Here is a 23,731-nt window from a genome sequence, read left to right on the forward strand (position 1 = left end):
TTATACCCCTGAAAAAAGGTCACCTCCGGCTGTTTTGCCCATTGCCGCGGGTCACCCCCCTAACAGCCTGTCCATGATGATCACTGTCATAAATACCCCCATGCCCATATTCAACACAATAAATGAGATGGGGGTATATTTTTCATTTTTTAAGAAGAACTGCCCTGAAAACCACATCACCATTCCCATTGCGTTAATTCCCAGAACGATGCATGACAGAGGGCTAAGACGGGGAATAAACAATGGGGTCATTAAAATCATGCTGCTGAAGAGCATCACCCATACAAAAAGAATCTGTTCCAGCTGCTTCACAGAAAAAAAGGTGAGCATGCTGGGAACGGCATTGTTTTGATAATCGTTTTCATGGGTCAGAAGAATCAACCAGAAGTGGGGAAGCTGCCATATTCCAAAAATGACCATCACCAATAAAAGAGATGTGTCCATGGAAATATTTCCCCCGGCTGCGGCCCAGCCCATGGCCGGTGGCACCATGCCGCACAGGGCCCCGGGGATGATGGCAAGGATGGTTTTAGATTTTAACGGGGTGTATACGCCATTGTAAAGGAGCACTCCGGCCAGACCCAATCCCATTGAGACAAGGGGTTCCCGGGTGAATCCCAGGCTTGAAAATCCCAGCAAAATAAGAAAAATGGACTGTAACAGCACAGAATACAAATCAAGGGTCCCGCAGGCAAGGGCACGGTTCCGGGTTCGTTGAAATGCCGCATCTCTGTTACGATCCTGGCAGTTATTTAAAGCACCGCCACCGGTGCAGAGCAGAAAAGTGGAAATGCCGGTGAGATAAAAAAGAGTATCTGCCCGGGGGTGGTACACCAGGTAACCCAACATGGCGGAAAGGGAGATGGCAAGACTGATGCCGGGTTTAAATACCTGAAATTTTTGGATACGCACGGCTTGTGAATCTTGCTTTTGCCATGACATGAATGCAGCTCTCAGTTAGTATTCCTCCTGTTCCAGCCATTTTTGGAACTCTTCCGGCGGCACCACCCGGAGAATTGCTGTCATATCCGCATGTCCCACCCCGCAAAATTCCGTACATTGCACAAAAAAACGACCGGGTTTTTCCGGATAGAACCAGGCATAGGTATTTACACCGGGAACAGCATCCACCTTGATCCTGAAAGCGGGAATGAAAAGTCCATGAATCACGTCGTCCGAGGTGATGTTCAGGCGGATGGGACGGCCCGTGGGTACAACAATTTCATCTTCCGTCTCCTTGCCGTCGGGATAAACAAAAATCCAGGAGTACATCTGGGCAATGGTTTCTATTTCCAGGGCGTTCTTAGGGACGTTGCGAAGCCCGGCATAGGAGGACCATCCCACCCAGAACATGGAAAGGGCGATGATGGTGGGGATGACGGTCCAGACAATCTCCAGCTTCCAGTTATCCCTGATGTCAGCCGGTACAGGATGTTTACTGCGACGGTATTTAATGACAAACCAGATCATGGTGATGGTGATCAAGGTTAACAGCACAAGGGATATACCGATGATATATAAAAAAGCTGCATCAATCTGTTCAACAGGATTTATTATTTTATCCATAAAGTGCTCCATTTATACCCAGTCCCGGGGCCGGTATCGGTAATGAATTTATGGTTATTTTGCAGGTGTAAAATTCGGGGTTCAAATTTTTTCACACGGGTTTTTCCATAACTCAACTTTTGGTGTTCGCATTTCGTGGTGGGGTCAGGCTTTCGTTATTGACATTATCGAGGCTTTTTTCGTTGGCAAAGGCCTTGGTCGATAACATCAATAACAAAAGCCTGACCCCGTCGGCACACTGAGCCCATCGGTTAAAAATGCCAGTTTTGAAATGAAGCCCGAAAGTTGAGTCCATAAGATATTTTTCATCTAAAGGCGATATCCCAGAACATGAAACCAATGAGAATGGCCAAAAAACCAATGGTGGCCAGAAATGAGCTTTTAATTAAAAAACTTTCATATTTCAGGTGCATGAAATAAAGCAGAACAAAGCTGGCTTTAATGGATGCAACCAGGATGGCAACCCAGATATTGGCACTGCCCAGATCCACCCGGGAAATAAAAACAGTGAATCCTGTCAGGGCCAGTAATATCAATAGTATGGAGAAAAGTTTTCCATATGATTGCATGTGGGATTCTGATTCTTTTATCATTATTCTCTCCAGTTCTTTTCATTACAGGATAAGGTAAAACAGCGGAAAAATAAAAATCCATATCAGATCAACCAAATGCCAGTAAAGTCCGGCATTTTCCAGGAAAACAAAATGATCTGCCCTGATTTTATCCATGAAAATAAAGAGCATTGTCACGGATAACAAAATCATGCCGATGACGATGTGGATTCCATGAAGTCCTGTGATGGTGTAGTAAAGGCTGAAAAAAAGAATACGTCCATGGGGGCTGTCTTCCATGGCAGGAGAGTCGGGATAAATCCCAAGATCAAATTTGTGGCCCCATTCAAAATACTTATTGATCAAAAATAAAAATCCCAGTGCCAGGGTAATGGAAAGAAGGGTGCAGGCCAGTTTTTTACGTTCCTGTTGAACAGCTGTGATGGAAGCTGCAACACAAAAGCTGCTGATTAACAAAATAACCGTGTTTGCTGCCCCCATGACCATATCAAGCTCTTTGCCCGAAGCAATGAAATCCATAGTGTGCATGCGGTAGTAGGCGGCATATATAACAAAAAGTCCACCAAACAGCATGATTTCCGTGTAGAGAAACAGCCACATGCCTGTTCTGGACCCGGTGGTGTCCATGGATTGATTCATGAAGGGCCTCCTCCAGTTCCTTTTGGCTCATTGGCTTTTTGGATAACCGCTTTAAAGTCATAGGGGTATCCCGGGGCCGTTGGGGGTGCCACAAAATTGTGAAGTGGAGGAGGGCAGGGACTTTGCCATTCCAATGTACTCCCCCCCCAGGGATCTTGGGATATTTTTTCCCCGTTTTTGAAACTCAGGGCAAGGTTAATGAACATCAAAAAAATACCTGCCGCCATGATGTATGCGCCGATACCGGCAAAGAAATTACCGGTTTCAAACTGGGACAGATAATCATAGTAGCGCCGGGGCATCCCCTGCATTCCCAGAACAAACATGGGGATATAATGCAGCATGAACCCCATGGTGGTTAATGTGGCTGCCACATATGCGGTTTTAAAGTGATAAAGCCGTCCAAAGAATTTTGGCCACCAGAAGTGAAGGGCCGCAAAAAAAGCAAACCCTGTGCCTCCGAACATCACAAAATGAAAGTGGGCCACCACAAAATGGGTGTCATGGACCTGGATATTGGTGCCGGCAGCCCCCAGTACAAGGCCTGTTAGCCCTCCAATGGAAAACAGATAGATAAAGCAAAGGGAAAGAAATAAAGGCGGTGTCATGAGAATGGACCCCCGATACATGGTGGATACCCAGGAAAATACCTTTATGGCACTGGGAATGGCCACCACAAAGGTGAGAAAGGAAAAGACAAACACGGCCACATCGCTCATGCCGCTGGTGAACATGTGGTGGGCCCATACCAGGGAACCGGCAACGGCAATGGCCATGCTGGATAAAACAATGGCTTTGTATCCAAAAATGGATTTTCTGGAAAAAACCGGAATGATTTCTGAAATTACCCCCATGCCCGGGAGAATCATGATGTAAACCGCCGGGTGGGAATACATCCAGAACAGGTGTTGGTAAAGCACTGGATCACCGCCCTTGTTGGGATCAAACATGCCACTGCCGAAGAGGCGCTCAAAAATAATCAATAAAAGCGTAATGGAAAGCACCGGGGTTGCCAGAAGTTGAACCCAGGCTGTGGCATACAACGACCAGGAAAAAAGAGGAATCTGCATCCATCCCATGCCCTTCATGCGCATGCGGTGGAGGGTGGTGATAAAATTAAGCCCCGTTAACATGGAGGACATACCCAGAATAAAGGCAGCTGTTACGGTTAATCCCACATTGGTGTGGGTGGAAACACTGAAGGGAACATAAAAGGTCCATCCAGTGTCTGGAGGTCCGTCGGCAAAAAGAGAAAAAATGGCCAACACCCCACCCAGCATGTAAAGATACCAGGAGAGCAGGTTTAATTTTGGAAAAAAAACATCATCTGTACCAATCTGCATGGGCAGGAGAAAATTGCCAAAAATAGCAGGAATGGCAGGAATGACAAAGAAAAAAATCATGATTACCCCGTGGAGGGTAAAGAGGGCATTGTAAGTTTCCGCCTCCATGAGGGTGGTGCCCACGGACATGAGTTCTGTTCGGATGAGTATCCCCAGAATAATAGCAACCACAAACCAGAATATGATCGCTGCCATGTACATCAAACCAATGCGCTTGTGATCTGTGGTGAGAAGCCATGCCCCAATACCGGTGAATCGTGCAGGGGATGGGGTTTTGTAAAATGATATGGTATTTTCCAGTTTATTGTCCCCCGAATTGGTTGGTAAGTTCTCAATAAGTCCGGGCATTCAGAGAATTCTTTTGAATGGCACCCGGCGTTTAAAGGCTCAACAGGCTTTATAACCCCGGGTTATTGAGAGCTTACATTGCTTGTTTGTAAGATGTTTTTTTTATTAGAAAATAAAACTTCTGGGCATCCTCAGCAGAGCCCCCCCGAGGGGTAATAGGAACCGGCCAATCGAGCTGTCTACAGTTCCGGGCCGGGACCATTACCCCTCGGGGGGGCGGCATGACACCATTTTCAATATTCGTTGTGTCCGACAGGACATGCCCGTTATAGGAAACTCCTTCAGCCATTGATAACTTGGGCGTTGCCCCCCCTTAGCTATTTACGAGTTATTGCCTTTTCGCAAAACAAAGAAGAAAAATGCCCCCAGGATTAAAACCAGTAAAACCCCGGTGACTTGAAAGGTTTTAAACACATATCTTTTACCCTTGGGATCGTAATCAAAACAATAGGTTAATATTTTTTTAATGGAGATGGCCGGTGTGCCCCGGGTGGCTTCGGTGATGGCCATGCTCACATCAAACGGCAGGTATTCCACGCCATAGAGATACCGGATGAGTTTTCCATCGTCGCCCAGCACGATAAGCACATTGGGATGGATAAAATTATGCTGCTCAATGCGTTTAAACCGAAATCCTGCGGCAAGGGTTAACGCATTTATGGACTCCAGGGACCCGGTGAGAAATCTCCAGTCCTTCACCGGAAAATCCCGGGGAAGCAGGTTCATATAGTTTGTTTTGGTATCTGTGGCAATTTGGGCTGTGTCTTCATGGTCAAAACTGATGGTGACCACCCTGAAATCAGTGCCCGGTTTAAAGGTGACCGACGGCAGGGTGTTGGCAAGGTTTGCCATCATCATGTTGCAGGTTTGGGGACAGTGATAAAATACCAGCTGGAGCAGGGTGGGGCGATCCACCAGTTCTGAAAGTGTTATGGGAAAACCGTTCTCATCTGTAAATGAAATATCCAGGGGAAGGGTTTGTCCCAGTTTTTCATCCACACCCACACTTTTAAATAAATTTTTTTCTTCATTTGTGGATTTTGCCAGCATGGCAGAGTGATCATGGGTTTTGGAATGACCATTTCCCTCCGTGGCGGAAATAGCATCTCCCGGATCATTTTTGTCTGTAGAATCCATGCCCATGGTATTGTTTTCTGTTGCCATGCCATGGGCGGCATGATCACTCATGTCGTGGGACTCAAAAGGTTCACCGCTTACAACATCTGCATGCACTTCAATGACATGGGCTTCCATGTTATTTTCATCCATGTGACGGTTGTCTGGGTGTGACTCCTGTGCCGTTGTTATCCGGGCTGGACCCAACAGAGAAAAGAGTAGAGCCAGGGAGATAAACATACAAAGAATAAAGGAAATATTATACGCTGTCTGTTTGATGGTTGACCTCCCGCAGGTATTTTTATTTGATTGTTTCAAATGTGCCGGTAGTTAACTCCACCTCCAGGACTGTTCTGAACTTATGGCGGGAACGAAAGCTGTCCCTGCCGGAACCATAGGCCAGCAGCACCGTGGTTTTTCCTTGCCCTGAGATAATCCGATCAGTTTCATCCTCGGAGTTCAGGGGAATGGTAAAACTTATTGTCGTGATTCCTCCTTTTTCCTGACCCGAGATGTTGCTGATATTGCTTTTTCCTCCCAATTTTTTATCGGGCTTGTGCTGGTGGGATGTGATACCGAAATGATCGGTAATGGAAACTTTATTGTTTTTGACGTAGCCAAGGATAAAATTGGCGTCTTTCATTTTTTTGGTGGGGTTGAAGCCAATACCCACCCAGCCCTTTGTTTTTGCAGAGAGCTGAATCCTTATGTTGTCTGCGTCAATGCTCCAATTAAAAACAATGGTGTCGGTTTTTAATTGATGGTCAAAGGGACGTTCTTCGGCCATGCAGGGTGTTGAGATGAAAATTATCATCAAGATTGCAACTATGCATAATCTGTCTTTCATTTTGGCCTCCTTTTCCGGGATTGAATCTTTTGTTTTAAGTTTCCAGGGCATTAAAGAACCGGGTTTTTTGCTTGATTATCCGTACTGCAATTCTCCACCCATAAATCCCAGGCCCGTTGCAAATGCAAGACAAAGGGCATAGATAAATAAAATTTTTTTGTGATTTTCTTGACAGCTCAGAGAAAACTTTATGGCCATGAAAAAAGAGGCTGTTAAAAGGACGGCGAATATCATTTTCATAACAATGAGAAAGTTCCATTCACCGCCAAACCGGTACTGCCAGTCGGTGAAACCAAACACAACCGTGGGTAAAATGCCGGCCAGTCCAAAGGAGATGCAATAATACGCAGTGCGCAAAAATTCTTCTTTTTCCAGAAGAAAAAAAATCAGTGCAAAGACAAAACCACCCATGGCCATTCCCATGGGGATGTGTGTCATTGCCGGGTGAAGGGGATGTACAAAACCAACGCTTTCCAGTAGATGATACATAGCTTCGATCATGGGCTCACCTCATTTGTTGTTAAGTTGCGTTTGTAAAACGATTTTTGTCTAATGTTGTGCCTTTGGTTTGCCGTTTCATGGGTTTTTTCCTGATATCTGATGATATGGAATGTGGACATATATCCCATAAAATTATTACCCTGTTTTTCAGCAGGAATCCCATCGCCTGGGAAATTTCGGCGATATTAAAGCACAATTTTTTGATTTGGCACTGGGCGACGTTAGAACCAAGCCCGTGCAACGTCAAATCTTAATTTTAGGATTGTCAATTCTCAAAGATCTCGTGGTGTAATTCTCTTTGAACTTTATCATCCCAAATCTTAAGCCTTGGCCATGCAATAGGTTGATAAATTTTTTAAATCAGTGGGTCGAACTTTGTAACTCAACTTTCGGTGTTCGCATTTCGTGGTGGGGTCAGGTTTTCGTTATTGACATTATCGAGGCTTTTTTCGTTAGCAAAGGTCTTGGTCGATAACATCAATAACAAAAGCCTGACCCCGTCGGCACACTGACCCCATCGGTACATTTAAAAATGCCAGCTTTGAAATGAAGCCCAAAAGTTGAGTTTGTAAGAAAGTATCAAAATATATATACTACAATAGAACGTGTCAGTGAAGTTTTCAAGCAAAAACTGATCAAAGATTAAAATGCGGTCCGCCTGCGGCGGTTAGATCCGATAAAGCTAAACCAGCATAGATAAAAGGATAACAGCAAAAAAACAGTATCCCTTGTAATGGTGAAAATATTGGCAGGCATCGTGTCCTCAGAGGTTGAGAAGCAGCCGCAATTGATGTCAAGGCCTCTATGGATATTATAATAAATTATCATGGTAAAAATAAAAAGAAGCCCTGTGCTGACAATGGCGGTGCCCGGCATTAACCATCCGGTTAACAAACAAATACCCATGAACAGTTCCAGCCAGGGCAACACAAGGGCTGTAAAATTAACAAGTTCCCCGGGCAATAGTTGATAATTGTTTACCACTGTGGCAAAATCAAAGGGATGGATAATTTTATCGTAACTGGCGTAGATAAATATTACGCCCAATATCCACCGGGCACCATGGTAAAAAATCAATGGAATTGAAATTTTGCTTGTTGGGGATTGGGTATTGCCTGCCATGCGATTCTCTTTAAAATTATACATTTTCATTATCTCCGTTAATGGATTCCACGGGCATTTCTGCATTTAACCATGCGTCCCATCCCCCTGTCATCACCTTGACATTAAATCCCATTTCTTTAAGGAAAAAAGCAAGATCATGGCTCAGGGTGCAGGTGTTTCCATCGCAGTAGGTAATCACAAGGTCACTTGGATCAATCTGGGGGGCAACGGCCATGAATTGCTCCTGAACATCATGCCACGGCAAATTTAATGCCCCTTTAATATGACCCTGATTAAATTTTGAGATATCCCTTGCATCGATGAAAAGAGCAGACTTTTTATTAAAAACCGCAATGGCCTGATCCAACCCAAGGGCCATGGTGTGACCGTCTTCTGTGGTCAGTTGGGCGTCAACAGACCAATCCTGAACCAGGGCAAGGGGAGCGGATCGAAGAAAATTACCGCCAAGACCGGCCATGAGTGCCAGGGAAAAAAGAATTAAAATCTGTAGACATATGATTTTTGGAGATGGAATTTTATTTAAATTTTTCATTTTAAAAATATAGAACTGACCTGCTTTTGTGTCAATATCAAGGATAAAATTTAAGAAAAAGATTTACAAATCATGCCAGTTTCTGATTAAATAATGGGATGCGCAATTTTTGATGCATAACAAAATCGAGCTGGGGGTCCAGTTTGAAAATGATCTGATTGTGAGGGGAGCTAATTGAGTAGAAACATGGAAGTTAAAGGCATTGTCATCATTGCCGGTAATTACGGCAGTGGAAAAACTGAAACCTCTGTAAATCTGGCGCTTCATGGAAAAAAGGCAGGCCTTGCCGTGAGTATTGTTGATCTTGATCTGGTAAATCCTTATTTCAGAACCCGGGAGGCCAGGGATGTGCTTACCCGCCAGGGTATCAATGTTGTTTTGCCCGATGAAAAGTACATGCATGCAGACCTTCCCATTTTATCACCCAAGGTAGCCGGTATCATCAAAAACTCTTCGGATCTCACCATATTGGATGCCGGGGGCGATGATGTGGGTGTCACTGTTCTTGCGGCTTTGGCCGACAGCATGGCAGAACACACCGTTCAGATGTTACAGGTAGTAAACCCTTACAGGCCCTTCACAGAAACCGTTGAAGGGTGCCTGAAAATAAAGGAGGAGATTGAAATTTCCTCAAAATTGAAGGTCACCGGATGGGTGAGCAATGCCAACCTCATTGATGACACCACCCCCCAAGATATTTATAGAGGATATGATCTGGTGCAGGCCCTGGCCCTTAAGACCGGTATTCCGGTGGAGTTTATCACGGCATCCACGGAATTGATGGATGGTCTGGATCTGAGCCGTTTTGATTGTCCTGTATTACCCATTGAGAGGAAACTTGCTCCACCCTGGCGGCGGAGCAGGCAATAGGAGAAAGGCGTATGGCGTTTAAACATGTTGTTGATACGGAGAGATGTAAGGGCTGCGGCCTGTGCAAAGACGTCTGTCCTAAAAATGTTCTGGAAATTTCTGATACGGTAAGTGCCAAGGGATATTTTCCCATATTCCAGGCAAGACCCGAGGATTGCATCCACTGCACATTGTGCTGTGTGATGTGTCCTGATGTGGCCATCACCATTATTGAATCCAGTGACGAAACCCCTGAAAAAGCAATGGAGGAAAACTGATGGCCAAGGTGTTGATGAAAGGAAATGAAGCAATTGGAGAGGCTGCCATCCGGGCAGGCTGCCTGAACTATTTTGCCTATCCCATTACGCCCCAGTCCGAGGTGGCGGAATATTTGGCAAAGAGATTGCCGGAAGCCGGTGGTACCTTTGTTCAAGGTGAAAGCGAAGTGGCCGTGGGATATATGATTTTTGGTGCGGCAGCCTGCGGTGAGCGGGTGATGACAACTTCCTCCAGCCCCGGGGTGAGCCTCATGAGTGAGGCCATCAGCTACATTGCCGGGGCCAGATGTCCTGCCGTATTTGTTAATATCATGCGCGGTGGTCCGGGACTTGGCGGTATTTTGCCTTCCCAGGGAGATTATTTCCAGGCCACCAAGGGTGGCGGGCATGGAGATTATCACATGCTGGTCATGGCTCCGGACGGTGTCCAGGAGGCTGTGGAAATGACCATGCAGGCTTTTCCCCTGGCAGAAAAATATCGGGGGCCTGTGATGATCATGGGAGACGGAATGATCGGGCAGATGATGGAACCTGTGGAATTCCCCGAAGATCTCTACGTGCCACCCACCAATAAAGATGAGTGGGCCACCAATGGCATGGACACCCGTAAGAGTGACACAAAAAATATTGTTAAATCCCTCTATCTTGATCCCACTGTGCTCAATGATCATAATCTGCTGCTCAAATCCCAGTATGATCGCATGAAAGAAGAAGAGGTCAGATTTGAAAATTATAACACCGACGGCGATTATCAGGCCTTGATTGTCAGCTATGGCACCATGAGCCGAGTGTGCAAGACCGCCATTGATGAAATGAAGGCCCAGGGACTTGAAATCGGTATGGTAAGACCCAAGACTTTGTTTCCCTTTCCCGAAAAAGCCATCCATGATGCGGCATCAAAACCGGGTTGCAAAGTGGTGGTGAGCATAGAGATGAGCATGGGTCAGATGGTGGAAGATGTGGAGCGGGTGGTAAAGGGAAAAACACCGGTGCAGTGGTATGGCCAGTGCGGTGGTGAAGTGCCCACCCCACAAAAAGTCATGGAACATATTCAATCATTGCTCAACAGTTAAACCGGGGGATATCAGATATGGGAAAAACATTTTCAAAACCGGAAGCGCTTTCCGATGCACATACCCACTACTGCCCCGGGTGTACCCATGGGATTGCCCACAGACTTGTGGCAGAAGTGATTGATGAACTGGGTATCAGAGGCAGAACCGTGGGCATTGCCCCGGTGGGATGTGCTGTCATGGCCTACAACTATTTCAGCTGTGATTTCCAGGAAGCAGCCCACGGAAGGGCCCCTGCCATGGCCACGGGCATGAAGCGGGTGAGGCCTGATCTCATGGTTTTTACCTACCAGGGGGATGGTGACCTTGCCAGCATCGGCATGGGAGAAATTATTCATGCCGCCAACCGTGGGGAAAAATTCACCACCATCTTTATCAATAATGCCATATATGGTATGACCGGTGGACAGATGGCACCCACCACCATGCCGGGTCAACGGGCCACCACGGCCCCCATGGGCCGGGATGTGGAGAAAACCGGCATGCCCATCCGCATGTGTGAACTGCTTTCAAGCCTTGCCACACCCGGATATGTTGAGCGACAGACTTTGCTTAAACCCAAATATATCAATAAAGCCAAAAAAGCCATTAAAAAAGCTTTTGAATACCAGGAAGCAAATAAATGCTTCAGTTTTGTTGAGTTGGTCAGCACCTGTCCCACCAACTGGGGGATGACCCCCCAGGACGCCCTTAAATGGGCTGAAGAAACCCTGCTCCCTTATTATCCCCTGGGAGAGTTTAAATCTCCCGAATAAACAGGGGGAGTCAAGAATTTTCATTAATACGGCCATTTATTGAAAAAGTATCTGAATGCGTTGATGCTCTTTAAACAAAAAAAGGTCTGTCCATGGAAAATTCCTGAATGATTGAAATTGAATCTTTCTTAGGAGGCATATATGCAAAAAGAAGTGATGTTTGCAGGGTTTGGCGGGCAGGGTATCCTGCTCAGTGCAAAACTGCTGGCCCATGCAGCCATGAACCAGGGAGCGGAGGTGATGTGGATTCCCTCCTATGGTCCGGAAATGAGGGGAGGCACGGCATACTGTACAGTGATCGTCAGTGATCGTCTCATCGGGTCCCCCATTGTTAAGAATCCCACCCATCTGGTGGCAATGAATCGCCCCTCTTTGGAAAAATTTGCCCCTGTGGTAAAATCCGATGGGGTGGTAATGATCAACAGCTCGTTGATTCCTGTTAGAAGCGGCAGGGACGATGTGGATGAGCTCATTGTACCTGCCAATGACGCTGCCATTGAAGTGGGAAGTGTTCGGTGTGCCAATATCATTGCCGTGGCAGCCTTTGCAGCCCGAAGCAAAATGGTGGATCTGGAAATTTTAAGGGAATGTGTTAAATCTCAATTTGCTTCCAAAGCAAAATTGATCCCTTTAAATATGGCAGCCTTTGATAAAGGCTTGGAACTCGCCGAAGGTAAGTAATTATGAGATGGGTCATGGCAAGATGCATGACCCGGGACATCAATTAATCTTAAAAGGGGGTTGTATGATTCGACGTGAAATTTCGCTTTTCTTGAGCAATGTACCTGGTGAACTTGGTAAAATGACAGTCCTGTTGAGCGATGCAGGTATCAATGTGGATGCCATCACCATCCAGGATGCATCAAGCTATATCCAGAATATTTTCCAGGCCCGGGGAAAATCCATCAAGAGATTGGCTTCTGCAGACAGTTACAAGTATGTAAAGCGGGATTCTGCCAAGGTTTCTCTTATCCGTATGTTAGTGGATAAGCCGGATGAAGCCGTGGCATTACTCAATGAAAAAGAGTATATTTTTGACACCAAGGATCTTATTGCCATTGAGCTGGAAAATACCCCCGGCACCCTTTCCAAGATTACCCGGGAATTTGGGGAAAAAGAGATAAATATAAACTATGTATACGGTTCGGTTTCCGATTCCGATGGAAGATGTCTTTTTGTGTTTTGTCCTGAAGATCTCCAGGCGGCTTTAAAAATATTTGAATCCTTCGGCTGAATCATTTGTTGGAAGGACGTGCTGCCATCGCCTTCCAACCAAAAGCTGCAACAGACATGCATTGCATGCTGATGAACTTTTGGAACTGAAAAGTAACTGAAAAGTACCTATACACCAAAGAGCCCCCGGACAAAATATTTGTTCCGAGGGCTCTTTTTTTAACAATGATTTCAGAACCGGCCTGAATCACACCGGGTATGTTCGCATTTTTTAAGTATTCGATTTAGTTATGCAAATCTTTGGGTAACGTCCCATATCCGCCTGTTTGAAGCTGCGCAACATAAAAATGTTAGGGGGATGAGCAGACCAAAACCGGTAAAGATGGGTGCACACCGAATATTTACTGCGCTTTTATGGTTTTCTCTTGTCTTTGAGGATATTATTAGAAATCACAACACGCTGGATTTCAGAGGTTCCTTCATAGATGGTGAAAACCCTGGCATCCCTGTAAAATCGCTCCACATCGTAATCCTTTGTAAAGCCGTATCCGCCGTGGAGCTGAATGGCTCTGGCTGTGACCTGGTTGACCATTTCCGATGCAAACAGTTTGGCCATGGCTGCCTGGGTGGTGTATTTTTCCTTACGATCTTTCATGGCAGCAGCAGAAAGAACCAGCTGACGGGCCGCTTCAATCTGGGTGGCCATATCGGCAATCTGCCAACGGATGCCCTGGTGTTTTGTGATGGCGCTGCCAAATTGTTTTCTGCCTTTTCCGTATTTAACGGCTGCATCCATGGCTGCCTGGGCCACCCCTAAGGATTGGGCTGCAATGCCGATGCGTCCGCCGTCAAGCCCTGACATGGCAATTTTAAATCCGTCGCCTTCTTTTCCCAGAAGGGCTGAGGCAGGAACCCGGCAATTTTCAAAAATTAAATCTGTGGTATCTGATGCCCGAAGGCCCATCTTGTCTTCCACATGCCCCACCACAAGGCCCGGCGTTTTTTTGGAAACCAGAAAGGCACTGATACCTTTGTGTTTTGCACTTTCATCGGTTTTTGCCGTAACAATGACAGCCCCGCAGTTTTTTCCTGATGTTATGAATCTTTTGGTACCGTCAATGATATAATCGTCTCCGTCACGCACGGCAGTGGTGGACTGGCTCACTGGATCAGAACCGGCATCGGGCTCGGTCAATGCAAAAGCGCCGATCATTTTTCCCGAGGCCAGGGGAATGAGAAATTCCTCTTTTTGTGCTTCAGTGCCGAATTTTAAAATGCTTTCACACACAATGGAGTTTTGAACAGACATGACAACGGAAGTGGATGCGCATGAATAGGCAATTTCGGACAGGGCCAGGACATAGGAGATGGTATCCGCCCCTTCACCCCCATATTCCGGGGGAATCATCATGCCCATTAATCCCAGCTCTCCCATCTGTTTAAAGTTTTTTTTCGGAAATTCCTTGGTTTTATCCCGTTCGGCTGCCGTGGGGGCAATCACCTTTCTGGAAAATTCCCTGACCATGCTTTGAATCATTAATTGTTCTTCAGTGAGGTTGAATAACATCTGTCTCTCCTTTTCATGCGGATGGGTGCAGTGGGACGATTTTAGGTGTTTTTTCGTCCATGGGCTTGGCTTCTAAGCTCATAAAATTAGTGATTTAGGGGCTGTAGACCACCACAATGAGTTCCGCATCTGTGTCACCCACGTTTTTCAGATCATGTTTAATGGCAGAGTTGAAATGGAGGGATTCTCCCGGGCCAAGCCTGTTGACATTGTCTCCCACTGAAATTTCCACCTCTCCTTTAAGGACATAGGAAAATTCTTCACCTTCGTGTTGAAACCCCACACCTTCATGGGCTGCCCCTGCATCAATGGTAATACGAAATGCCTTGAGATGTTTGTTTTCTGCACCCGGGGTCAGGGGAGAGTAGGCATAATTATCCGTTCGTTTGGTGTAAGCTTCTTTTCTCTCAGCTTCGGTGCCTTCCTGTTCTTTGAGTAAAAATCCGGAGTCCACCCCCAATGCCCGGGAAATTTGCAGTAGAGTGCCCACAGGAGGACGTTTGCTCCCTGACTCCACTGTTTTGATGAATTCCTTGGACAGACCGGTTTCGTTGGCCAGGAAATCCAGGGTCAATTTTTTTTCCAGACGAATTTGCCTGATTCTTTTTCCAATGGGAATCAGCTCATTTTTTTCCTTTGCCATGTATGAACTCCTTTTATCAAAAGTAATATGAACGAGCGCTCGGTCATTTAATAATATTAAAAAAAAAGGATGTCAACCCCCAAGGGGCAGGTAAACATACCTGCCCCTGAAAAGGGCTGTTCCTTCAACGGAAAAGCGTCACATATCTTTTGTTTGTGACGTGATTACTACAGTTTTTCAATCCAGTTCTCAGTATCTTCGGCCATGCCATATTGGATATTGGTGATGGCTTCATTGAATTTCACGGCCAGTTTTCCGGGGGTGCCGTCCCCGATGTGCATGATGTTATCACCGTATTTAATTTCCCCCACCGGAGAAATAACCGCAGCAGTACCGGAACCAAAGGCCTCGGTGAGGCTGCCGTCTTTGTGGGCCTGGGCCAGTTCATCAATGCTGATTTTTCGTTCTGACACTTTCATTCCCCATTTACGGCCCAGCTGAAGAACAGAATTACGGGTGATGCCGGGTAGAATACTGCCGTTGAGCATGGGGGTGACCAGTTCATCGTTGATCACGAAAAAAATGTTCATGGCACCCACTTCTTCAATGTATTTTTGCTCCACACCATCCAGCCACAATACCTGGGCATAGCCTTCTTCTTTGGCCTTTTCCGATGCCAGGAGGCTTGCCGCATAGTTACCGGCGGTTTTATATTCTCCAACCCCGCCCCTGACAGCACGGACATGGTCTTTGGAGATCAAAATTTTAACCGGGTTAAAGCCTTCGGCATAATAGGCTCCCACCGGGGAAAGAAGGACAAAGTATCGATAGGTGTGTGAGGCCCGAACGCCCAGGAACGGGTCTGTTGCAAACACCGTGGGACGGATATAAAGGGAGGTACCCGGGGTTTCGGGAATCCACTCTTTTTCAACCTTTAAAAGTTCTTTTAACGCTTCAAGGGCAAAGGCTTCATCTATCTCTGGGATACAAAGACCCCGGGCAGAGCTGTTAAGGCGTTTAAAATTTTCCTGGGGCCTGAACAGCTGAATCTCTCCCTTGGCTGTTTTGTATGCTTTTAATCCTTCAAAAATGGTCTGGCCATAGTGAAGTGTCATGGTGGCAGGGGAAATTGAAAAATTATGCAGGGGTTCAATGCGGGCATTGTGCCACCCTTTTTCCGGATTGTAATCCATATTAAACATGTGATCGGTGAATATGGTACCAAAGCCCAGAGCTGAATCCTCCGGTCTTTTTCCCTGTTTTTCTACTCGGGTAATGGATATGTCCATTTGCAAACCTCCCTTAAAATATGTATGTATATATGCTTTTTATCAATCATATATGGTAAGTTGAATATATGATCTTGAAGCAAGGTCTTTGTCAAGGAAATTTGTTCAAATGGTCTATTTTTCAAATTGCCCCCGGTTTGACAAAAGCCGATTTGTCTAATAAATATGGTGGGCCATTCTGCCCGCAATGAAGATCATAATAAAAAAATGAAAGGAACAGATAAGATGAATATTCTGGATAAGGTAAAAGAAAGCGGATTGATATTTGACGGAGCCATGGGGTCCATGCTCATTGCAGCAGGCCTCAAGGGCGGTAAAATATCAGAGCTGTGGAATCTTGAAAACCCCCAAATAATAGAAGATGTCCATAAAGCTTATTTTGATGCCGGTTCCCATGTGGCAGTGACCAACAGCTTTGGAGCATCCCCCTTTAAATTAAAAAAAATGGGAATTGATGCAGATCCTGAAAAGATCAATATGGCGGCTGTGGAGATCGCCAAAAGAGCTGCCGGGCCGGATCAGTATGTGGCAGGGGATATGGGGCCGTTGGGAGAGATGCTCCAGCCTGCGGGCCTGCTCACAGAGGAAGAAGCTGAAAAACATTATGTAGAGCAGGCCGGTTTTCTGGCCGAGGGCATTGATTTTTTTATCCTTGAAACTTTTTTTGATCTTAACGAGATTTTGGCTGCCATAAGGGCCATTCGCAGCATATCGGATCTGCCCATCTTTGCCACCATGACTTTTCAACAAAAACCCACCGGTTTTTTTACCCTCATGGGAAACAAACCCGGTGACAGCATGAATAAGCTGGTGGAAGCCGGTGCCTCGGTGGTGGGGGCCAATTGTTCCCTTGCCAGTGACACCATGGTGGAACTTGCAAAGATAATCCGTGACAGCGTTGATGTGCCTGTGATGATTCAACCCAATGCCGGTGCCCCCAAAAAAATGGGAGACACGGTGATTTACCCTGAAACAGTGGATTATTTTTGTAATAATATGATGGCGCTGAAGGAGATGGGAGTTGATGTGGTGGGGGGATGCTGCGGCACCACTCCTGATTTCATCCGGGCCATTGCGGATAAAATTGCAGCCGGATAATGTCTTTTAAACTGAACTTAGGATGGTAATTCTTTGGCAAACAAAAAAACGTGGATAAAAGAATCAGAAGGTCAAAACCTTAAATTCCGGCGTGAAACACTTTTGAATTATGCAATGAACAGATGGGGACTTAATAAGGCATACAGTGTCGGAGCCACATCTGAGCTTATCAGAAGCTGTGCGCCCGGGACCTTTGACGAGTGGGAAGCTTTTTATTTTGAGTTTGCCAGGCAAAAGAAAAAAGACGGCATTGGAATTACCAGGGAATACATTTCAGATTTGGGGAGAAAACTTTATGTCAAGCTTTCTGAAGTGGTTCAAAATGAACTTGAATCCATTTCAGAGCAAGAGTGCATTGATTATGTTTATAATCTGGTTTTAAACAGAACCTATGAAGGTTATAGGACTGAGATTGAAACAATTTACGGGCAACTTGAAGGATGTCTTGATTACAAAATTCAACCTGCCCCCGATGAATGGGACAGACATTTTGGTGTTGATTTTTTTATTCAGGTTAAAGATGCTTATCTTGGGCTCCAGATAAAACCAATTTCTGCTGAAAATTCCATTAATAACTATCAATGGGTTGAAATCCATAGAAAGAAGCATTTAAAATTCCAAAAGAAATTTTTGGGAAAAGTTTTTTTTGTATATTCCATTAAAGCCCGGGGAAAGAAAAAAACAATTTACAATGTAGAAGTGATTGATGAAATAAAATCTGAAATTAGACGTCTGGAGGCCCTGTGATGAAAAGCGAACACAGGGTAATATTTTCCGATGCCCGGAATTTAAATTCCTTGTCCAATGATTCCATTGATCTTGTTGTCACATCTCCTCCCTATCCCATGATCAGTATGTGGGACAATCTGTTCATCAATATGAATCCAGATATTCAAAGGGTATTGGATCAAGGTTGTGGTAATATCGCCTTTGAACTTATGCATTTGGAATTGGACAAGGTGTGGCAGGAGCTTGACAGGGTTGTCAAGCCCTCGGGATTTGTGTGTATAAATATTGGAGATGCCACCCGCACCGTCGGTAAGCAGTTTCAGTTATATTCAAACCATTCACGCATAACATCTGCACTGACCCGGCTTTCATTTCAATCATTACCGGTGATTCTCTGGAAAAAAGCAACCAACTCTCCCAATAAATTCATGGGTTCAGGCATGCTCCCGGCAGGGGCCTATGTTACCCTGGAACATGAATATATTATGATTTTTAGAAAAGGGGGAAAACGTGAATTTAAGACACCGGAGCAGAAACAAACCAGAAATGAAAGTGCTATTTTCTGGGAAGAAAGAAATCGCTGGTTTTCAGACACATGGGACATTAAAGGGGTCAGGCAGAAGATGGGGCCGGGAAAATCAAGGGACCGGAATGCTGCATATCCCTTTGAATTGCCCCATCGATTAATTAACATGTATTCAGTAAAAGATGATACCGTTCTTGATCCATTTCTGGGCACCGGCACCACTACTTTTGCGGCCATGGCATCGGAACGAAATTCCTTGGGAGTTGAGTGTGATAACCATTTTTCAGATGTCATTCGCGAAGGGTTAAAGAATACAAAACAGTTATCCAACAAAACCCTTGTTCAGCGAATTGAAAAGCATCTGGATTTTGTTAAAGAGTATCAGCAGAATAAAAAAATATTGAAGCATGAAAATCACACTTATGGGTTTCCAGTGATGACAAAGCAGGAAAGCAGATTAAAATTTAACCTTGTGAAAGATATTTGTTCATCCAATTTGAATAAAATGGTTGTTGAGTACGAAGATTTTTCAATTTCCCATAAAACCAAACGGGACAATGTAAAATTTTATCGTGAATCCAATTTGTTTTCCGGAAAGCAGATGAATCTCTTTGATTTGTAACTCAACTTTCGGGCTTCATTTCAAAGCCAGCATTTTTAAATGTACCGATGGGCTCAGTGTGCCAAGAACCGGACAATTGAGCTGTCTACAGTTCCGGTCCGGGCCCATTGCCCATCGGGGGGTGGCGGCGGTATAATACCATTTTTCAAGTTTTGTTGTGGGCGGGCCGAGGCCGGAATACGGTCTGCCCGTGGCAGTTATTTAGAACTGAGCACTCTAAATCCCATAGCTTTGGCCATACATTTCTTAACGGCGCCGGGTTGAATATTCACACATGCAGGCCAGGGCCCTGACGGCCCGTTCCGGTGAGGGGAACAGAACTGTTTTATAGCGATCTTCTACAGTGCCCTGGAGCATTTTTGACGTGGCATCGGACATGAGGCTCACACCGAGTATGGGTTTTTGATATTGATTGACCAGTTCCTTGACGCGATGGTTAAAATCCCGGTCAAACTCCTGTAGAGCCTTTTTCATGGAGTCCATTTCTTTTTTGTCAAAATCAGGGTCAGATTGAGCCACCGACGCCAACATTTTATCTGCAAAAATACGTTTTCCATCAATACCCAGATGGATAACAGCATCACACCCCTCCCATTCAAGAAGCGCCTCCATGGCCACCAGAGGAATATTTGTATCAAATTCTCCCACCACATCAATGGGGTTGCTTTTGCTCCAATAGTCGGGCAAAAGTGCATTGAGCTTTTCCAGGATATTATCAGGCAAATCAGCAAGTTCAAGTCCATTTTCGTTGCAAAGATCTGAAGTGACCACCCCCCAGCCTCCCCCCAATGTAACAATGCCCACCCGGTTACCCGCAGGCAGGGGCAGGGAAGAAAATACAACGGCGGCATCCACCATTTCCATGGGTTTCTTCACCTGAATAATGCCGGCCTGGCGGCAGGCGGCATCAAACACCACTCCGTCGGATGCCATGGCGCCGGAATGACTGGCAGCAGCCCTGGAACCTGCTTCGGTGCGCCCTCCTTTTAACATTATCACCGGCTTCTTTCTGGAAACCCGGGCCGCAGCACTGAAAAAACGGTGACCGTCTTTGATGCTTTCAAGGTAAAGCACCACGGTTTGTGTTTTTTCATCTATTTCAAAAAGCTCCATATAATCTTCCACCGTTACCATGCCTTCATTGCCGGAGCCGCTGTAGGCACGCATTCCAAGTCCATGTTGGTCTGCAAAATTAAGCAATTGCACCCCAAGATTACCAGATTGGGATACCAGGGCTGTGCCCCCCGGCATTGGATGGGTATGGGAGCTTGTGCAAAAGAATTTTTTATGGGGGGAACAGATTCCCATGGTATTGGGACCAAGAATAATAATACCTGCCCGGGCTGCTGCTTGAACAATTTTCTCTTCCAGAAGTCTACCTTCTTTTCCAGTTTCACTGAAACCCGAGGTGATAAGTAGCATTCCCTTGATTCCCTTTTCCTTAAGCTGTGGAATCAGATCCACCACCCGGGCTGCCGGAATCGTTACCACTGCCAGATCCACTGACTCCTTGATATCGGATAGTTGGCGATATACCGATTTTCCCAGAATACGCCCACCGCCGGGATTAACCATATAAATGTGACCTTCATATCCGCCGCTGATGGTGTTGCTGGGTAAAAGGTTCCCCCATTTGCCAATGGTGCCGGAAGCGCCGATATACGCAACGGAATTTGGGAAAAAAAGTTTACTTAACTGTTTTTTATCAATGGGGGGGCGGGAGTTGATTTTTTGCACTGGTGTTCCGATTTTCACCAGGGCATCCACCCCCACAAGATCCCCCGTGGGTGTGGCAATGAGAGGATTGATGTCAACTTCCTGAATTTCCGGACAGTGGGTGGCAAGGCGGGAAAGCCCCATAAGGGTGGATTCAATTTTTTTGAAATCCACGGCAACTTCCCCCCTGAATGGGCCCAGCATCTTTTTCCCTGAAATTTCAGACACCATGGTAATAATGTCATTGTGGGACAGGGGGGCCAGACGAAACACCACATCGTGCAGGGCTTCGGTGAAAATTCCCCCAAGGCCGAACACGATCACAGCCCCGAAATGGGGATCTTTGAACATGCCTGCCACAAACTCCCGTTTTCCCTGAATCATGGGTTGAATCAATACGCCTTCCAGTTGTACAGGTGCTTTTTCAAATATATCCAAAGCCGCCTGTTGAACAGCTTTGGATGAAAAAAGTCCCGGTTTTACCAGTCCCAGTTCAGATTTATGGGCAATTTCCTTGCCGCATCCCTTGAGTACCAAAGGAAATTCCATGGTTTCGGCAATGGCAATTGCTTCTTGGGCGTTGCCAGCCATATTATTTGAAACCATGGGAATATCATATGCATTTAAAATGTCGCCGGCGTCCTTTTCTGAAAGAATGGTGACCTTCTGCGCCATGGCAGTGTTTATTTTTTGTTCTACCCAGTTCGGTTGATTCATGGCTCAATTCCTTTAAAGATAATATCATTGATCAGATCTGTAACAGCTGAGGTGTTTATATCTTGATTAAAGATAATGGCATCAAGACAGGCATGTTCAATGGCACCCACCATAACTTTGAGCAATACATGGGAATCAATGTTTTTTTTGAGTTCTCCCCGGGCCATGCCGTTTATGATGATTTCATGTATAAAAGATTCAATGGACATCATTTTGGCATGGGCATTGGATTGAAAATATTCAGGGCTGTTTCTTACTTCAAGAAGCAAAATTCTGCTAAACACCCTGTTTTTCAAATATGCTCTGATGGTGGTCAGAATGAAAATTTTTAATTTTTCAACGGTTGTCTCTTTTTTCATTATTTTTGCTGTGAGCAACCGGTGAAATATGGTGAGGTTTTCTCCAAGCAGTTCAAACAGGAGATCTTTTTTATCCCTGAAGTATTTATAGATCAAACCCTCTGTGACCCCGGCTTCCCGGGCAATATTGGCAGTGGTCACGGCATTAAAATTTTTTTGTTCCAAAAGCCTGGAGAGGGCATCTAATATTTTAATTTTTCCAGGTGGTTGATATTGAGACATTGTTTTATCTACCCTAAATTGATTTGATCAATGGGCATCCTTCACTTCCTTTTTACACTTTTCAGAGCAATTGTCCCTTTTGGGGAATAAGTTTTCAAAAAAATGTGAGCTACTTTTGGGGTCAGATGATGGATGCCGATCAATGCATTAGAACTATATGACTCGGTGCAATGTTTTTTATTAGAAAATAAAACTTCCGGGCAAGCTCAGGCAGAGCCGCCCCTCCGATGGGCAATAGGAACCGGGCAATTGAGCTGTCTACGGCCATTGCCTGTCGGGGGGGGGCGGCGGTATAATACCATTTGGCTCCGCGTCTACGACCCTATATTTGTTGTGTCCGATAGGTCATGTGGGTTTACATGAATTAAATGCAACATTTAATCGGGTAAGTGAAACTTACTCACGTTTTTTGTTAAAGTCAATATTTTTTTTATATGAAATACTCCGCCAATCAGAGGCGTATTTCAAGCTTCGTTATGGGCGGAACCGAATCAAAATACGGTCCGCCCATGGCGGTTTATATGAAATACTCCGCAAATCAGGGGTGTATTTCAAACTTTGTTGTGGGCGGAGCGAGGACAGAATAAGGTCCGCCCGTGGCGGTTATATGAAAAGGTCGTGCTCAAGTACCCTCAGCAGAGCCCCCCCGACGGGTAATAGGAACCGGACAATTGAGCTGTCTACAGTTCCGTCCGGGCCGGGGCGGCATAATATCATTTGGCTCCGCGTCTACGACCCTATATTCGTTGTATCCGCCAGGACATGCCCGTTATATACAAAGTAATGTTCAATTGTTCTCAGCAAACCCCTTGAGAGGGCAATGGGAAGCGGTCAATCCAAAATTGTCATTCATGATTACAATGATGAGATTGAATTTCTTCTTGACATCACCTTTTTTTATCAATAGTTAATTTGGTGAGAATAAACATGTTTGCTTTAATCAAAAAACAAACTCAATTCTTGTAAAATCAGCTTAAAAAGCTTGATCATCAAGTAAAAGGAGACATCCATATGATTGAAATAAGGTTCCACGGGCGGGGGGGGCAGGGAACGGTGCTGGCCTCCATTTCCCTGGCCAAAGCTTTTTTTGATTCCGGATACCAGGTGCAGACGTTTCCATTGTTCGGGGTTGAACGACGGGGAGCGCCGGTGGAGGCTTTTTTAAGAATTTCCAAATCCGATATCCTTGTGCGGAGCAATGTTTACACCCCGGATCATCTGGTGGTCATGGACAGTAAACTGCTCACGGCCATTGATGTTACCCGGGGACTTAAAAAAAATGCCATGATCCTGATCAATGGTTCAGAGCCCCCGGATGACATGACACCGTTTAAAGATTTTAAAGTGGCCATGGTGGATGCCGCAGCCGTTGCCTTGGAAAACGGCCTTGGCAGCCGGACCCGGCCCATCATTAATACGGCCATGCTGGGGGCCTTTTCCCGGGTCATGGCAATGCCGGACATGAAATACATTGAAAAGGCCATTTTAAAAGAGGTGCCGGTGAAGCAAGATCAGAATGTGGCAGCAGCAAAGCAGGCATATGGTGCTGTGAAAATTATGGATAATAAATAAATGGCTAAAAAGCG

General features: G+C 45.5%; 26 protein-coding genes. 11 read left to right on the forward strand and 15 right to left on the reverse strand.

The window, feature by feature from the left end:
* Positions 1-51: 51 nt before the first annotated feature.
* The 10 genes from B9A32_RS06150 to B9A32_RS06200 form a co-directional block, all read right to left on the reverse strand.
* Positions 52-912 (reverse strand): protoheme IX farnesyltransferase, encoded by an 861-nt coding sequence (locus tag B9A32_RS06150; RefSeq protein WP_212637820.1) that lies wholly within the window; start codon positions 910-912, stop codon positions 52-54.
* 45 nt (positions 913-957) lie between these two features.
* Positions 958-1,566 carry a cytochrome c oxidase subunit II gene (coxB, locus tag B9A32_RS06155; protein ID WP_084067536.1) on the reverse strand — a complete coding sequence of 203 codons (609 nt, stop codon included), beginning with the start codon at positions 1,564-1,566 and terminating at the stop codon, positions 958-960.
* A 305-nt stretch (positions 1,567-1,871) separates the two neighbouring features.
* Complete coding sequence (locus B9A32_RS06160; protein WP_084067538.1) at positions 1,872-2,159, reverse strand: cytochrome C oxidase subunit IV family protein; 288 nt, start codon at positions 2,157-2,159, stop codon at positions 1,872-1,874.
* A gap of 21 nt (positions 2,160-2,180) precedes the next feature.
* Entirely contained in the window at positions 2,181-2,777 is a 597-nt protein-coding gene (locus tag B9A32_RS06165) for a cytochrome c oxidase subunit 3 (RefSeq protein WP_084067541.1), read from the reverse strand.
* Complete coding sequence (locus tag B9A32_RS06170; protein WP_084067543.1) at positions 2,774-4,468, reverse strand: cytochrome c oxidase subunit I; 1,695 nt, start codon at positions 4,466-4,468, stop codon at positions 2,774-2,776. The genes B9A32_RS06165 and B9A32_RS06170 overlap by 4 nt, the downstream gene beginning before the upstream one ends.
* A 321-nt stretch (positions 4,469-4,789) precedes the next feature.
* Positions 4,790-5,824 carry an SCO family protein gene (locus tag B9A32_RS06180; protein ID WP_212637822.1) on the reverse strand — a complete coding sequence of 345 codons (1,035 nt, stop codon included), beginning with the start codon at positions 5,822-5,824 and terminating at the stop codon, positions 4,790-4,792.
* A 61-nt stretch (positions 5,825-5,885) separates the two neighbouring features.
* On the reverse strand, positions 5,886-6,431 hold the full coding sequence (locus B9A32_RS06185; protein ID WP_170923724.1) for a DOMON domain-containing protein: 546 nt from the start codon (positions 6,429-6,431) through the stop codon (positions 5,886-5,888).
* A 75-nt stretch (positions 6,432-6,506) separates the two neighbouring features.
* On the reverse strand, positions 6,507-6,932 hold the full coding sequence (locus B9A32_RS06190) for a DUF2231 domain-containing protein (RefSeq protein WP_084067552.1): 426 nt from the start codon (positions 6,930-6,932) through the stop codon (positions 6,507-6,509).
* Positions 6,933-7,574: 642 nt separating this feature from the next.
* Complete coding sequence (locus B9A32_RS06195) at positions 7,575-8,078, reverse strand: MauE/DoxX family redox-associated membrane protein (RefSeq protein ID WP_232367065.1); 504 nt, start codon at positions 8,076-8,078, stop codon at positions 7,575-7,577.
* Positions 8,071-8,589 carry a rhodanese-like domain-containing protein gene (locus tag B9A32_RS06200; RefSeq protein ID WP_084067554.1) on the reverse strand — a complete coding sequence of 173 codons (519 nt, stop codon included), beginning with the start codon at positions 8,587-8,589 and terminating at the stop codon, positions 8,071-8,073. The genes B9A32_RS06195 and B9A32_RS06200 overlap by 8 nt, the downstream gene beginning before the upstream one ends.
* Before the next feature lie 174 nt (positions 8,590-8,763).
* On the opposite strand from B9A32_RS06200, the gene B9A32_RS06205 reads away from it, so the two are divergent.
* The 6 genes from B9A32_RS06205 (at position 8,764) to B9A32_RS06230 (ending at position 12,778) form a co-directional block, all read left to right on the forward strand.
* Complete coding sequence (locus B9A32_RS06205; protein ID WP_232367066.1) at positions 8,764-9,459, forward strand: cobalamin biosynthesis protein CbiA; 696 nt, start codon at positions 8,764-8,766, stop codon at positions 9,457-9,459.
* Between the two features lie 11 nt (positions 9,460-9,470).
* Positions 9,471-9,716: a 4Fe-4S dicluster domain-containing protein gene (locus B9A32_RS06210; protein WP_084067559.1), complete on the forward strand. Its 246-nt coding sequence runs from the start codon at positions 9,471-9,473 to the stop codon at positions 9,714-9,716.
* Entirely contained in the window at positions 9,716-10,789 is a 1,074-nt protein-coding gene (vorB, locus tag B9A32_RS06215) for a 3-methyl-2-oxobutanoate dehydrogenase subunit VorB (RefSeq protein ID WP_084067561.1), read from the forward strand. Before B9A32_RS06210 ends, vorB begins: the two co-directional genes overlap by 1 nt.
* Before the next feature lie 17 nt (positions 10,790-10,806).
* Positions 10,807-11,544: a thiamine pyrophosphate-dependent enzyme gene (locus B9A32_RS06220; RefSeq protein ID WP_084067564.1), complete on the forward strand. Its 738-nt coding sequence runs from the start codon at positions 10,807-10,809 to the stop codon at positions 11,542-11,544.
* A gap of 141 nt (positions 11,545-11,685) precedes the next feature.
* On the forward strand, positions 11,686-12,225 hold the full coding sequence (locus B9A32_RS06225) for a 2-oxoacid:acceptor oxidoreductase family protein (RefSeq protein WP_084067567.1): 540 nt from the start codon (positions 11,686-11,688) through the stop codon (positions 12,223-12,225).
* A 64-nt stretch (positions 12,226-12,289) separates the two neighbouring features.
* Positions 12,290-12,778, forward strand: a complete 489-nt coding sequence (locus tag B9A32_RS06230) for an ACT domain-containing protein (RefSeq protein ID WP_084067570.1) — start codon at positions 12,290-12,292, stop codon at positions 12,776-12,778.
* 351 nt (positions 12,779-13,129) lie between these two features.
* Here B9A32_RS06230 and B9A32_RS06235 read toward each other — a convergent pair whose 3' ends face one another.
* From B9A32_RS06235 to B9A32_RS06245, 3 genes are all read right to left on the reverse strand, one after another.
* Complete coding sequence (locus tag B9A32_RS06235; protein WP_084067572.1) at positions 13,130-14,284, reverse strand: acyl-CoA dehydrogenase; 1,155 nt, start codon at positions 14,282-14,284, stop codon at positions 13,130-13,132.
* Between the two features lie 94 nt (positions 14,285-14,378).
* Positions 14,379-14,927 carry a helix-turn-helix domain-containing protein gene (locus B9A32_RS06240; RefSeq protein ID WP_084067574.1) on the reverse strand — a complete coding sequence of 183 codons (549 nt, stop codon included), beginning with the start codon at positions 14,925-14,927 and terminating at the stop codon, positions 14,379-14,381.
* 167 nt (positions 14,928-15,094) lie between these two features.
* On the reverse strand, positions 15,095-16,156 hold the full coding sequence (locus tag B9A32_RS06245) for a branched-chain amino acid aminotransferase (protein WP_084067577.1): 1,062 nt from the start codon (positions 16,154-16,156) through the stop codon (positions 15,095-15,097).
* 207 nt (positions 16,157-16,363) lie between these two features.
* Here B9A32_RS06245 and B9A32_RS06250 point away from each other — a divergent pair, with 207 nt between their 5' ends.
* From B9A32_RS06250 to B9A32_RS06260, 3 genes are read left to right on the forward strand one after another with little or no spacing between them, the layout of a single operon-like run.
* On the forward strand, positions 16,364-17,254 hold the full coding sequence (locus B9A32_RS06250; protein WP_232367067.1) for a homocysteine S-methyltransferase family protein: 891 nt from the start codon (positions 16,364-16,366) through the stop codon (positions 17,252-17,254).
* A gap of 33 nt (positions 17,255-17,287) precedes the next feature.
* Positions 17,288-18,001 carry an MjaI family restriction endonuclease gene (locus B9A32_RS06255; protein ID WP_212637830.1) on the forward strand — a complete coding sequence of 238 codons (714 nt, stop codon included), beginning with the start codon at positions 17,288-17,290 and terminating at the stop codon, positions 17,999-18,001.
* Entirely contained in the window at positions 18,001-19,131 is a 1,131-nt protein-coding gene (locus B9A32_RS06260) for a DNA-methyltransferase (RefSeq protein ID WP_084067580.1), read from the forward strand. Before B9A32_RS06255 ends, B9A32_RS06260 begins: the two co-directional genes overlap by 1 nt.
* 246 nt (positions 19,132-19,377) lie before the next feature.
* Here the strand turns inward: B9A32_RS06260 and B9A32_RS06265 are convergent, their stop codons facing one another.
* Both B9A32_RS06265 and B9A32_RS06270 read right to left on the reverse strand, forming a co-directional pair.
* Positions 19,378-21,564, reverse strand: a complete 2,187-nt coding sequence (locus tag B9A32_RS06265) for an acetate--CoA ligase family protein (protein WP_084067583.1) — start codon at positions 21,562-21,564, stop codon at positions 19,378-19,380.
* Entirely contained in the window at positions 21,561-22,145 is a 585-nt protein-coding gene (locus tag B9A32_RS06270) for a TetR/AcrR family transcriptional regulator (protein WP_084067585.1), read from the reverse strand. The genes B9A32_RS06265 and B9A32_RS06270 overlap by 4 nt, the downstream gene beginning before the upstream one ends.
* A gap of 434 nt (positions 22,146-22,579) precedes the next feature.
* On the opposite strand from B9A32_RS06270, the gene B9A32_RS21590 reads away from it, so the two are divergent.
* Together B9A32_RS21590 and B9A32_RS06275 are read left to right on the forward strand one after the other, a co-directional pair.
* The gene (locus B9A32_RS21590; RefSeq protein ID WP_212637831.1) at positions 22,580-22,732 is read left to right on the forward strand and encodes a hypothetical protein; all 153 of its coding nucleotides are present in this window, start codon (positions 22,580-22,582) and stop codon (positions 22,730-22,732) included.
* 424 nt (positions 22,733-23,156) lie between these two features.
* Positions 23,157-23,717, forward strand: a complete 561-nt coding sequence (locus tag B9A32_RS06275; protein ID WP_084067588.1) for a 2-oxoacid:acceptor oxidoreductase family protein — start codon at positions 23,157-23,159, stop codon at positions 23,715-23,717.
* The last annotated feature ends 14 nt before the right edge of the window (positions 23,718-23,731 follow it).

This window comes from Desulfocicer vacuolatum DSM 3385 (genome assembly GCF_900176365.1).
GTDB classification, from domain to species: domain Bacteria; phylum Desulfobacterota; class Desulfobacteria; order Desulfobacterales; family Desulfobacteraceae; genus Desulfocicer; species Desulfocicer vacuolatum.